The following is a 14163-nucleotide window of genomic DNA, read 5'->3' on the forward strand; positions in this document are numbered from 1 at the left end:
AGGCCGGCCACGGCGGCCCACGCCGGATCGGCGGCGTCGGCGAACGGCCGCCGCGACGCCTGGAACAGCCGGACGATCAGCGTGGTCCGCCAGTCCTCCGCACCGGCGAGCGGTTCGGCGGCCAGATCGCGCAGCACGCCCATCGCGGTCAGCCAGAGCTGGGTGCCGGGGGAGGAGCCCAGCGAGGGGTCGTCGGTGATCCGCAGGATCCGCCGGGCCAGGTCCAGCCGTCGCGTGGTGACGGCCAGCTCGCCGCGCAGCTGCTCGCGCACCGCGGCGTCACCGAGCTCCGGGAGCTGGTCGGTGAGCAGCGCCAGCCGAGCCGTTGCGCCGGCGACGTCGGAGCGCACCGCGGGCCCGTGCCCGCGCCGGTGCTCGGCCGCCGCCCGCAGCACCAGGTCGACCATGCCGGCGAGCTCGGCCACGCCCTGGGCCACGGAGGTCCGCAACCCGGGCCGCTCGGCCGCCAGGGCGTCGAGCCATTGCGCGACCAGCTGCCGAGCGCTCTCCCGGCGCCGCTGCCGCCACTGCTCCAGCTCCGCGTCCGCCGGACGGTTCACCCGGTGGGCGTGTTCGTGGGCGAGCACCCGCTCCAGCCAGTCCGCCGGCAGCAGGCCCTTCGCCTGCAGGCGGCGGATCACCGCGAGCTGCTCGTCGGTCACGTACACCCGGCCGTCGAGGGTGTAGGCGATGACGTTGCGCAGCTCCTCGTCGCGGACGCCGCGGCGGCGCAGGTCGTCGGCAGCCACCAGCAGCGCACCGGCGCCACCGTCCCGGGTCAGCAACCGGGTCGGTGCCGTGGCCCGGAGGGCGTCGGCGTACGCATCGCCCGGACGCTGCACCGCGAGCGCACCGGCCCGCGGACCACCGGCCGGGCGGGGCGGCGGGCCGCGCGAGCGGACGGGGGCGAACGGCAGCCTCGGCCGGATCTGCTTCTTCCACGTGTCGGTCCCGCGCACCCGGCGCAGCCCCTCGGCACCGAGGAACGTGATCAGGCCGTAGGCGCCGAACACCAGGCTGGTGATCTGGACGGCCGCGTTGCCCGGGTTGAGGTTGATCAGGCCGAGCGCGACCAGCGAGGCGCCGATCGTGAAGTTGGCGGTGGCGCCGCGCTTGGGGGCCTTGCGGCCCAGCGACAGCTCCAGGGCGACGCCGAGCCGCGACGCGTAGTAGGTGGTGCCCGTGAGGACCAGCGCCGACACGGCGGACAGGACGTTGAGGCCGACCGCGAACTGCACGGTGAGCAGGAGGTTCGCCAGGGTCAGCACCGGGAAGCCGATCACCTGCACCATCCAGCGGAACCTCGGGTGCCCGCCGATGTCGTAGCCCGCCCAGCCGCTCGCGGCCGAGGCCGCGGCGTGCAGGAGGAACGCGGTGTCGGCCACCGCGTAGATGGCGTTGACCCAGAACGCCAGGCCGCCGCTCGTCAGGGCGAGTGCGATGTGCCCGATCAGGTTGACGAGGAACGTGGTCGCCAGTGTCGTGTGCAGGACCCGGCCGAACCGCCCGGAGTGCGGGTTCATGTCCATGATCGAGTTGGCGGTCGCGCCGATCACCCGGCTGATCCGGTCCTGGTAGATCGAGTACTCCTTGATCGCCAGCTTCTGCCGGTCGGAGACCCGCTCCCCGGGCAGGAGCGGGGTGTAGCGCAGTACCGCCGCCAGGCGCATGAACTCGTCGGTGAGGCGGTCGAACTCCTTCTCCACGGACCGCAGGTGCTCCGCCCTGCCGCGCCCGGGCACCGGCTCGAGCTCGTACGGCAGGTTCTTGCGGATCACCCGCGCCTGCCAGGCGATCACGTTCAGGTCGATCCGGCCCCGCTCGATGATCGACTCGCCGAACACCCTGGCCTGCTGGGTGTGCGCGGTGCGGAGCAGCGTGATGGTGCCGCGCACGATGAACGCCACGCTGTTCGTGATCGTGAGGACCCCGGCGGTGGCGAGCCCGGTGGCCGGGCCGAACGCCATGGCCACCCCGGTGACCATCAGCGCGCCACCGATACCCATGTTGATCCAGAAGCGCTTGCGCAGCGTCGAGCGCATCTCGGCGATCGCGTGCTCGGTCCGGACGGCCTGCTGCTGGGTGGCCTCCACGTCGTCGCGGACCGCATCCATCCACTCCGTCCGGCCCTCGGATCCCGCGGTCGTGCGGGTGGCCGAGTCGACCTGGGCGGCGAGCACCATGGCGTGGACGCTGTAGTCCACCCCGAGCTCGGTGGCCCGCTCCGCGGGCTGCAACCCGTCGCGCTCGAGCCAGCGGTCGGCCCGCCGGTCCAGCCAGCCGGTCAGGTGGGCCAGCTGCTCGGACGCGGCCAGGTGCAGTGCCCGCTTGTAGAGGCCGAAGGTGTTGCGGCCCTCCACGACGGCCGGGGTCACCGCCTCGTGCCAGCGCAGCAGTGAACGCATCTGCTCGTGCGCGTGCCAGTTGCCCGGGCCGATCAGCACGTGGTCGGGGTCGGCCCTCCGGCCGGCGGCGCGCTGCTCCTCCACCCAGGCCCGCACGAACCGCTCCCGGTCGACGGGCAGCGCCCGCAGGAAGTCGTCCCAGCGACCCGAGGTGATCTCCTCGAAGGCCCACTGCTGGCCACGGCGGCGCGCGTTCCCGTACACCCGGTTCGCGTTGCCGTGCAGCATCAGCTGGACGGCGCGCTTCCCGCGCGGCTGCGACTCGATCTGCTGGAAGAGCGGCGTCATGTCGTGGTAGTGCCGCTCGTAGTTGTCCTCGGTGGGCGCCTTGACCGAGTCCGAACCCCACAGGAACCGGGTCGGGTGATCCAGCACCAGCTGGACGAACCGCTTGCGGATCGCCTCGCTGGCGTAGATGTGCTGGGCCAGGTCGTTCCACGAGACGTCGAAGTTGACCTGCTCCGCCGGGAAGTTGTGCAGCACCCAGTCGATGGCCTCGAGGTGGTTCTCCGACAGGGTGGTCCACTTGCCGGTGCCCAGGTGCGCGAGCACGACGTTGGCGCTCGGGTACTGGCGCAGCAGCCCGAGCAGCGGCACGAAGTACCGCTCGTCGGGGGTGCCCGCCGTGTAGAGGCCGTCGGCGCGCAGGCGGGCCAGACCCGCGTCGTTGTGGATGATCACCATCTGGCCGGTCTCCGAGGAGGCCTGCAGCAGCTCGCGGGTGTGCGGCGAGTACATGTCGGGCGCGGCGTCGGGCAGGGTGTCGGCCAGCCGGTGCTTCGACAGGTCCGTGAGCAGGATGCGCAGCCCACCGACGTTCGCGCTGAGCCGCTCGAGCAGCTCCAGCGCGTTCAGGTCGGTGGCGCCGTGGCCGGCCGGGAACACCTCGACCAGACCGGGCGCCACCTCGGCCAGGTGCGCGAAGGTGATGTGCCCGGCGCGCAGCGACTTCTTGACGACCTCGGCCGCGCTGATGAGCTTGCCCGCGTAGTCCAGGTAGTCGGGGTTGAGCACGTGCGCGGCCTGCGGGCCGAGCAGCCGGGTGACGCCCTCCTTGGCGAACGTCGTCTCCGCCACCGCGTAGGCGAGGTCCGGGTGCGTGATCAGCATCGCGTGCAGGTAGCCGCGCGCACCGGGGATGTCCAACCGGGCGCCGGAGATGCCCGGCACCACCCGCCAGCGCAGGTTGTCGTCCAGGTTCCGGACGCTGTCGAAGAGCCGGACGTCGGGGAACTTGCCGCGCATGGCGAGCATCGGGATGTCGAACGTGATCCCGAGCCGGTAGACCCCGATCTGGGCGTAGTAGAAGGTGCCCGACCCGGCCGTGAACAGGCCCATGCCCCGCTGTGGGATCGGCGAGAGGATCACCACGCCCTGGTGCCCGGCGTTCCGCATCATGTTGAGCTGGTTCTCGATCCGCACGTAACGCGGGTCGGAGTAGTCGTTGTGGTGCAGGTGGGTGTCCCACAGCAGCCCCAGCGCGCGACGCTGCTCGCCGATCAGCTCGGCCGCCCTCGGCTCCACCCCGAGCTCCACCAACCGGGCCCGCAGCAGCTCCACGTCGCCGGTGTCGATCGTCGCGGCCGCCGCCCGGTACTCCGCGGACGCGGGCGGCTCGCCCGCCACCCATGCCCGCCAGCGCGCCCACAGCGCGGCCCGGACCGGGATGAACTTGTCCACCCACCGCAGCCGCTCACCCGGGTTCGCCTCCGGGAACCGGGTCATCGCCGCGATCGTGTCGAACGGGATCCCGGTCGCCTTGTGGATCCGGAAGTTCGACATCCCGCTCCGGGACGCGTCGGCGACCGCGCCCTCCACCGCCTTGTAGAAGTCGACGAGCGCGCGGCCCTCGTCGGCCAGCTTCTCGTCCACCCACGTGGCGCCGTGGCGCAGGTCGTGACGCGTGCCCGCCAGCAGGGCGGACACGAAGTCGCGCACGTCCGTGCCCGTGGTCCACCCCGGCGGGGCCACGGCCGGCCTACCGACGGCGACGGCGGCCTCCGCCACTGCGTGCGGCACCCCGAGCAGGCTCGCGGCGTCCGCGATCGCGCCGGGCTCGGACAGCCCCGGGTCCGCGGCACGCAGCGCAGCCACGACGAAGGTCACCCAGTCGTTGCGGTCCTCCCAGCGCCGCAGGTGCCCCCGCAGCTCCGCGACGGCCGCCTCGTAGTCGTCGAGCGTGGTGTCCACGGCCCCCTTGTGCTCGTCGACCACGGCCAGCAGCTGCCGCTTCACCGAGGGCGCGTAGCCGTGCCGGCGGACCTGCCGCTGCTGCCGCTGGTGCCGGGCGACGACGTCGCGCTGGGCGGCCGAGGCCGCGTTGTGGAACTCCGCGGCGTACCGCAGCACCACGAGCCGCCAGTCCGGCCGGTCCCCGAAGGTGGCCAGGATGTGATCGCGCACCTGCTCGAACTCGTGGACGAGCACGGTCAGCACGTCGGCCCGGCCCGTGGCCACCAGCTGGGCGAGCTCGCGGCGGGCGCGCGCCGTGAGGAGCTCACCGTCCCGCTGGTCCGGATCGGTCACGGCCCGCTCGGCCAGCACCGCGATGGTGTGCGCCTGCTCGCGGGTGAACCCGGCCCACGGCGCGAACAGCGCCTCCACCAGCTCGTGCAGCACCCCGCCTGCGTCCTCGGCGTAGATGTGCAGGGTGCCGTCGGCGCCGACCTTGTGCCCGGCGTCGGCCTGCAGGCCCATGCGCCGGTCCGCGATCGGGCCCTTCACCCGGCGGAACACGATCGCCGGGGGCGCCCGCGGGGCCGCCGGGTACCGGCGGCGCAGCTCGGAGGCCGCCGGGCCGTCGAACACCCCGTCCAGGTACTCGACGGCGGCCTGCCGCCACAGCCCCACCAGGCCGGCGGGCCCACCCGGGCCGGACGGCAACGAGCCACCGGCCCGCAGCTGGTCGGCCAGCCGGGCCCGCTTGGTGCGGGACAGCACCCGTCCGCCCAGCGCACGGGCGAACCCGGTCTCGTCGAGCCGGGAACCGTGCGGCTTGCGCAGGCCGGACGTGGGCGCCGCGCCACCGGACGCCGCCCCACCGGTGGTGACCACCCCGCTGCCGGCGGCGTTCTCGGCGTCCAGGGCGGCCCGCGTCACCCGCACCTTCTCGGTGGTGCGCCGCACCGCGGCTTCCAGCACCTTGCGGTGCGCCTCGGCCGCCCGCAGCGCCTTGGTCGGCGTCATCTCCAGGATGTCCGGAGCCAGCGGCTCACCCGGCGCGTCCAGCGGCAGGTCGGGATCGCGGGAGATCGCGCGCACCACGTCCTCGCCGAGTCCCAGCGCTCCGGCCACCAGCGTGATGACGTCGGACTCGCTCCGGCGGCCGGTGGAGCGGAGCCGGCTGACCAGCCACGGCACCGCACCGTGGGTGAACTCGTGCAGTCGGACCACGGCCTTGTCGCTGTCGGCGAGCGCCACGTCGTGGGCCACGGCCGCGGGCGTCGGCACGCGTCCCGCATCCACCCAACGCACCACCTGGCGGCGCGGCAGGCCGAGCAGCCTGCCCACCTGGCGCGCGGAGAGCCCGTTGTTGAGCGCGTGCAGCGCGGCGTCGCGGCGCAGCTCGATCAGGTCGTCCGGGCCGAGGGCGATCAGCGTGTGGTCGATCGGCCGGTGCCAGAGGCTCCAGCGGCGGACCACCAGGTTGCCGACCACCGTGAACCGCTCGCTGAGGGCGACGGCCTCGCGCATCCCGCGGATCCGGGTCAACCGCGGGTCGTCGATGGGCAGCGCGATGACGTCGCCGCGCATCACGTGCCGGACGCGGTACTCGGTCCACCACCGGTAGGCCTCCCCGGCCCCGCTCCGCAGGTGCCGCACCGGGTGCGCCAGTCCGCTGTCGACCAGCCTGATCAGGTCGACGACGGCGCCGCCCATCTCGCGCAGCCACCTGACCGGGTGCCGCAGCTCGAGCAGGTCGACGTCCCGCCCGGTCGTGACCCCGACCCCCATCAGCACGATGAGCGCGGACACGAAGCCCGCGGCGACCTGGTCGGACACCCCGGCCGGCAGCCCGGCCAGTGCCGCGACCCCGGCGATCACCACTGCGAGGGAGCCGATCGCGTCGGACACCGCGTGTGCGTAGGCGGCCTTGCCGGTGCTGTTGCCGGTGCGCTGGTACAGCCACGCCCCCACGAGGTTGCCGACCACGCCCAGGACGCCTGCGCCGATGACGACCAGCGGGGACCCCGTCAGGTGGTGCGTCCCGGTGACGGCGGCGACGCCGATCAGGACGCCGCTGACCAGGACGGCGATTCCGATCAACCGGTCCGCCACGGTGTCGAACCGCTTCGCCGCGACCCGCGCCGCCACGATCGCCAGCAGGCCCGGCAGCAGGTCGAACACGTTGTGCAGCGCGTCGGCCGTGACGGCCCCGGAGCCGGTCACGGGCCCGAGGAGCAGCTGGGCGCCCCCGACCAGCCCGAGCACCGGCAGGGCGATCCAGGCGGCCCTGGCCAGCCCCAGCCGCGCCCACTCGCGCTCGACCGGGGTGCCCTTCGCCACGTCGGGCACCTCGACCTCGTCGTGCCCGTGCCCGACCTCGGACCCGGGGTACCGCGCCGTCCCGACCCGGCGCTCGAACAGCGCGGCCGACCTGGTGGTGACGCCGGTCGCGGTGCGCACGTAGGTGAACCCGAACCGCAGGTGCAGCTGGTGCAGCTCGGCGTTGGACGTCCAGGCGTCGAGCCGCACCCACTCCCGGCCGGAGTCCACGGCGATCCGGTCCGCGTGTGCCAGCAGCGCCGCACCCACCCCCTGGCCCGCGGCGTCGACGCCGACCATCAGTCGGTGCACCATCACCGCGGTCGCGAGCTCTTCGGCGGTCCACAGCCCCGGCGTCGCGTCGAAGTCGATCGCGATGGTGCCGAGCACCGTGCCGTCGCCGGTGGTGGCCATCCAGGTCCGGCCGGCCCGCACCGACTCCACGACGCGCTCGCGCCAGGTGGCCAGGGTGATGCCGCCCGTCCACTGGTCGGAGCCGCGGGCCGCCAGCCAGGCCGCACGCTCCGTGCGCAGCTGCACGATCGCGTCGACGTCGGCCTCGGTGGCCCGGCGGATGACCAGGTCGGGGTTCGACGCGCCGCCCGGACCGACCAGCGCAGCGCGGTGGCGCCACCATGCCCGCAGCCCGAGCCAGGCCGCCACGGCGGCGGCCAGCGCACCGATCGCGCCGCCCACGGCGAGCAGCGCCCGGGTGAACGGAGAGGTCCCCCGCTCCTGCGGCGGGGCGCGGATCGCCGGCTGACCGGACCGCTGGTTCGTCGTCGTCTGCGACGCACGCGGCTGCACCGACCCGCTCGCCGAGGCCGGCGCCGACGGGCTCGGCAGCGCCGCCGAGGGCTGGCCGGAACCCGGGTGGGCCGACGCGCTCGTGGAAGGCGCCGCGGGTGACGGGCTCATCGCCTGACCGCTGCCGAGCGAGCCGCCGAACAGCAGCACCCCGAGGACGCCGGCGGCCGCCGCGACGCGTGCGACCCGGCCGGGGCGACGTCGGCCGGTCGGCCCAGCCGTCGGCCCGGCTGGCCCGGCTGCCGGTCCGGTCGGGCCACCGGTCGGGCCGGCGGGTCCGCGCGGCCCGGACGACGGCGGCCCGCCGCCCCGCGACGGCAGCGCCCGGTTCGGCACCTCGCGGCGCGGGATCAGGCCGGCGAGCCGCTCGACCAGGCGACGCACCCCGATGATGATCGGCACGGAGGCGCCGATCCCGAGGGCGACCAGCTGCACCCACGTGTTGCCCGGGTTGAGGTTCATCAGACCCAGCGCGATCAGGGACGAGCCGATCATGAAGTTCGCGGCTGCGCCGCGCTTGGGCGCCCTGCGGCCCAGGTTCAGCTCCAGCGCGACGCCCTGGTTCAGCACGTACGCCGTCGTAACGGTGAGCACGAGCGCCGACGCCGCCGGGATGAAGTCGTGGGCGAGCATGAACTGGCCGAAGAGGAGGACGTTGGCCGTCGTCAGCACGAGGAACCCGGGGACCTGCACCAGGAACCGGAACCACGGGTGGGCGCTGATGTCGTAACCCGCCCAGCCGCTCGCGGCACCCGCCACCGCGTGCAGCCCGAAGATGGCATCCGAGATCGCGTAGGCGGCGTTGACCGCGAACGTCATCGGGTCGCCCGCGGTCACCGCGAGCGCGATGTGCCCCATCAGGTTGAACATGAACGTGGTCGCGAGCGTCGTGTGCACCAGCCGCCCGGTGAGCCCGGAGTGCGGGTTCAGCCCGACGATCGAGTTGGCGGTCGCGCCGATCAACCGGCTGATCCGGTCCTGGTAGGTGGAGTACTCGGCCACCGCGAGCTTCTGGCGGGCCGCGACCGACACCCCGTTCAGCGGGGTGTAGCGGATCGCCGCGGCCAGCTTGAGGAACTCGTCGGTGAGCCGGTCGAACTCGGCGAGCTTGGCCTCCACCAGCTTCGGGTCCCACTTGCCCACCACGCGGGTGAGCTCGTCGGGGAGGTACTTGCGGATCAGGTGGGCCTGCCACGCGACCACGTTCAGGTCGATCCGGCCCCGCTCGATGATCGACTCACCGAACACGCGGGCCTGCTGACCGTGGCCGGTGCGCGTCACGGTGATCAGGCCGCGGGCGATGAACGCGAGGCTGTTGGAGATCGCGAACACGCCGGCCGGGACCAGCTGCGGGATCGGCCCGAACCAGGCCAGCCACGCGCCGGTGGCCAACAGCCCGACCCCGACCGCGAGGTTCGCGCGGAACCGCTTGCGCAGCTCCTTGCGCAGCTCACCGATCTTGCGCTCGGTGGCGTTGGCGTCGCGCTGGGTGCCGTCCACGTCGGTCAGCACCTTGTCCATCCACTCGCGGCGGTCCGGGCCGCCGGTCGTGGTCCCGGTGATCAGGTCGACCTGCTGGGCGGTGACGATCGCCTCGGGGGTGAAGTCCACGCCGAGCACGGCCGCGTCGTCCGCCGGACGCAGCCCGCCGCGCTCCTTCCACCACAGCGCCAGCTGGGTGCGGTTCTCGCCGTAGACGATCTTGGCGTCGAGTGCCCGCAGCCGCGCCGCCCGCCACCAGAGCGGGATGGTGTTCCGGCCCTTGACGACCTTCTCGGTGACCGCCCGGTGCCAGCGGACGAACGACTGCATCTGCTCGTGCTCGTGCCAGTTGCCCGGCCCGTTCGCGACGACGTTCCCGTCCGCGTCGCGCGTCGGGACGCGGCCGGCCGCACCCTGCTCGTGGGCCCAGCCGAGGACGAACTGCCTGCGGTAGTCCGGGAGCTCGGCGAGGAACTCGTCCCACTTGCCCGAGGTGATCTCGTCGAACGCCCACTGCTGGCCCCGGCGGCGGGCGTTGCCGAGCACGCGGGCGGCGTTGCCGTGCAGCACGAGCTGGACGGCCCGCTTCCCTCCCGGCTTGGACTCGATCTCCTCGAACAGCGGCGCCATGTCGTGGTAGTGGCGCTCGTAGTTGTCGAGCGTCGGCGCCTTGACGGAGTCCGAGCCCCACAGGAACCGGGTCGGGTGGTCCAGCACCAGCTGGACGAACCGCTTGCGCGTCGCGGCACTGGCCTTGATGTGCTGGGCCAGGTCGTTCCACGAGACGTCGAAGTTGACGTCCTCCTCGGGGAACTGCCGCAGGACCCAGTCGATGACGTCGAAGTGCGTGTCGGAGAACGAGGTCCACTTGCCGAGCCCGAGGTGCGCCATCACGACGTTGGAACCCGAGTACTTGCGCAGCAGCCCGATGAGCGGCATCAGGTAGCGCTCGTCGGTCTCCCCGGCCTTGTAGAGGCCGTCGATGCCCAGGCGGGCGAGGCCGGCGTCGTTGTGGATGATCACCATCTGACCGGTCTCCTGGGACGCCCGCAGGAGCTCCTCGGTGTGCGGGCTGTACATCTGCAGCTCGCCGGTGCTCGACCGGTATGCCTTCGCCGCGGCGCGGGCCAGGCTCGCCGCCTTCTTGTGCAGCTTCAGCTCGTCGAGCAGCCCCTCCAGCTGGTGACGGTTGTCGTTCAGCCGCTCGAGCAGCGCGACCGGGTCGAGGCCCGTGCCGCCACCGCCGACCGGGAACACGTCGACCAGACCCGGCGCCACGTCGGCCAGGTACCGGTGGCTGATGTGGTGCTCGCCCAGCGACCGCTTGACGTACCGGGCGGCGTCGATCAGCTTGCCCGCGTACGCCAGGTAGTCCGGGTTGAGCACGTGCGCGGCCTGCCTGCCGAGCAGCCGGGTCACGCCCTCCTTGGCGAAGGTGGTCTCGGCCACCGCGTACGCCAGGTCCGGGTGCGTGATCAGCATCGCGTGCAGGTAGCCGCGAGCGCCGGCGATGTCGACCCGCGCACCGGAGATGCCCGGGATGGCCCGCCATCCCAGGTCCGGCTCCTCCCTCCGCAGGTCGCGCACGCCGTCGAACAACCGGACGTCCGGGAACTTGCCGTGCATCGTCAGCATCGGCACCCCGAAGGTCACGCCGAGGCGGACCACGCCGATCTGGGCGTAGTAGAAGGTGCCCGAGCCCGCCGTGAAGACCCCGCGGCCGCGCTGCGGGATCGGCGAGAGGATCACCACGCCCTGCATGCCGCCGGCCCGCATGTACTTCAGCTGGTTGGCGATGCGGGTGTAGCGCGGGTCGGAGTAGTCGTTGTGGTGCAGGTGGGTGTCCCACAGCAGCTCCAGCGCGCGCCGCTCCTTGCCGACCAGTTCCGCGGCCCGCTCCTCGACACCCAGCGCGACCAGCCGCGCCTTCAGCTCCCCGAGATCCCGCGTGTCGATGGAGTTCGCGGCGGCCCGGTACTCCCGTGGCGGCGCGGACTCCGCGTGCGCCCAAGCCCAGATCGCGGCGTAGGTCTGGATGAACTTGTCCACGATGGGCATCCGCTCGCGCGGGTTCGGCTCCATCCGGCCGGTCATCGCGGAGACCGTCTCGAAGTCGATGCCGGTCGACTTGTGGATGCGGAAGTTCGACATGCCCCGCCGCGACGCCGCGGCGACGGCGCCCGCCACGGCCTGGTAGAAGCCGGGGTTCGCCGGGTCCTCGCGGGTGAGGGTGTCCCCGAACGCCCGTAGCGTCCGGTCCACCCGCAGGCTCGCGTCCTCCAGCGCGCCGCGGCGCGTGTTCATCATCGCCTCGAGCTGGCCGGCGGCCGGGACCTCCGGGTTCCAGTGCGCGGGCGGCGCGGCCGGCAGGCCGGAGTGGACGGCGTGGGCCACCGCGGACGCGGGCAGGTCCAGCAGCGTGCGGACCCGCTCGATCGCCGCGTCCTCGGAGAGCGCGGCGTCCGCCTCGCGCAGCGCCGCCACCGCGAAGGCGGCCAGGCCGGCCCGGCCCGTCCACGCCTGGACGGCGCTGTCGAGCCGGCTTGCCGCGCCGTTGAAGTCGTCCGCCGCCGCGTCGAGGCCGGTGTTCGCGGCCGCGCCGTTCACCGCCGCCACCAGTGCGCGCTTGATGCCGGGGAGGAAGGCCAGGCTCCGGGCGCGGCGTCGCTGGCCGGCGTAGGAGTCCACCAGCGGGCGCAGGGCCGCCTCGGCGACGGAGTGGAACTCCTCCGCGTAGCCCAAGAGCAGGTTGCGCCAGGCCGGCTGGCCCTCGAACTCGTCGAGGATCCGCCTGCGGGCGTCGTCGTACCCGCGCACGAGCACGGTGAGCGCGTCGACCCGGCGCTCGGCGGCGAGCTGCTCGATCTCGCGACGGGCGCGGGCGGTCAACCACGAGCCGGTCCGGTGCGCGGGGTCGGCCACCCCGCGCTCGGCCAGCACCGCGATCGCGTGCGCCTGCGTGGGCGTGAAGCCCGCCCACGGCGCGAAGAGCGCCTCCACCAGCTCGTGCACGACGCCGGCGGCCGTCCCGGTGTCGCTGGCGTAGACGTGCAGCGTGCCGTCGCCGGTCCGCTTGTGCGCCGCGTCGGCGACCAGCCCGGTGGCGCGGTCGACGATCGGCGCGAACAGCCAGTGGAACTCCACCGCGGGCGGTCCGCGCGGGTACTTGGCCAGCAGCGTGGACAGCGCAGGCCCGTCCAGCACGCCGTCCAGCAGCTCCGCGGCGGCCTGCTGCCACAGCGGCATCAGCTCGGCCGGCAGGCCTGCCAGGGTGGGTAGCCCGCCCGAGCGGAGCTGGTCGGCCAGCCGGGCTCGCTCGTCGCTCGACATGCGCACGCCGTACAGCCGGCGACCGAACGAGCTCTCGTCGAGCCCGGAGCCGTGCGGCTTGCGCAGGCCGCTCGTCGGCCTGCCGCCCCCGGTGCCCGGGGTGCCGCCTGCGGACCGCTCGACGTCCAGGTCCGCCTTCGCCGCGCGCAGCGCCCCGGCTGCGTCCTTCGCGTTCCCGGCCAGCCGCGCGACCTCGCCGCGCACCGCCGCGAGCGCCTCGGTCGGGCCCATCTCCAGGATGTCCGGGGCCAGCTGCCGCGGAGCGTGCAGCTCCTTCCGCAGCCGGTCGATGGCCTGGACCTCCCGCCAGTCCAGGCCGACGGCAGCGGCGACCTGCTTGTAGATCACCAGCTCGCTGCGGTTGCCGTCCTTGCGGAGCCACATCACCAGCCACGGCACCCAGTCGGCCACCTTCGCCAGCTCCGCCTGCGCCGCCTCGCTGGCCTTGACGGCCCCCAGGTAGGCCTTCTCGGCATCGGTGGGCTCCGGCGCGGTTCCACGGCCCGTGACCCAGCCCCACGCCTTGCCCAGGAAGCCCTTCTCGGTCGGCTTCTCGGACGGCGGCGCAGCGCCGGGCACGTTCCGCTTCTCGCCGGGCGCGATCACGGCCGGGCCACCGGCGTCGGGAGCGGCGCCCGTCACCGGGGAACCGGGCGTCGGGCCTGCCGGTCCGGGTGCGCGGGGACCGGTCGGGCCGCCCGGCGGGCCGCGGATGGCCCAGGCCCAGATCACCGTGGCGACCACACCGACCGCGCCGAGGGTGATCGCGGCCGCGGTGGGCAGTGCGGGCCAACCCAGGAACAGGCCGGTCGCGGCCAGCGCGTTCACCACCGTGGACGCCGCCGCCACCAGCGCGTGCCGAACCTTGCCCCGAGCCGTCAGGTGAGGCCGGGTCAGCACCCAGTGCAGCAACCCGGCCAGCGTCAGTGCCCCGGTCACCGAGATCACCAACGGCAGGTGGTGCAGCTGGTAGATCAACCCGTACGCGGCGATCGTCGCCGCCGAGTACACCGTGGAGAACGTGACCAGCTTCGCCGGCAGCGCCCGGCGGAACAGTTTGCCGACCAGGTGCAGCAGCGCCTCCCCGCCGAACCCGGTGAACGTGGCCACCACCAGCCCGAACACGACGGGGTGGAGGTTGACGATCCCGTCGTACTCGGGGTGGACGAGCACGGCGTAGGTCATGAACGGGATCGACGTCAGGGTGGCCGCGGCCCCGAGCGTGGCGAGGCGGTCGGTGAACCGGTCCCACCAGGCGGCGAGCCTGCCCGTCGCCGGCGTCGACGTGGTGAACAGCGCCGCCAGCATCGCCACTGCGCCGATCACCGTGGTCGTCGCGGTCAGGCCGAACAACCCGGACACCCACCGGTTCGCCACCGGCGCCGCAGCGTTCAGCATCCCCTGGAGGTGCAGCGGGATGTTCACCGACAGCGTGGCCACGATCGCCGCCAGCAGGCCGCGCTGCACCCAGACGTTCTGCGACAGCAGCTGCTTGAACGTGTTGAGGCTGCCCCGCACCTGGAACGCCACCATCGCGCTGATCGTCGGCAGCGCCCACATCATCTGGGCCCCGGTGGCGGCGACGAACACCGCAGCCACCGCGATGTGCACCAACCCGGCGGGGCTGACAACCACCGTGGCGACCAGCTTCGTG

At 73.5% G+C, this 14163-nt stretch carries 1 protein-coding gene (running past both ends of the window); it reads right to left on the reverse strand.

All 14163 nt of this window come from inside a single coding sequence — locus tag ABEA81_RS17095, preprotein translocase subunit SecA (protein WP_345606104.1), on the reverse strand. Of the gene's 52956 coding nucleotides, 20528 precede the window and 18265 follow it; the stretch shown corresponds to coding positions 20529-34691, spanning codon 6843 (partial) through codon 11564 (partial); reading right to left, the first codon wholly in view occupies window positions 14160-14162. The start codon and the stop codon both lie outside this window.

This window comes from Pseudonocardia adelaidensis (genome assembly GCF_039543345.1).
GTDB classification, from domain to species: domain Bacteria; phylum Actinomycetota; class Actinomycetes; order Mycobacteriales; family Pseudonocardiaceae; genus Pseudonocardia; species Pseudonocardia adelaidensis.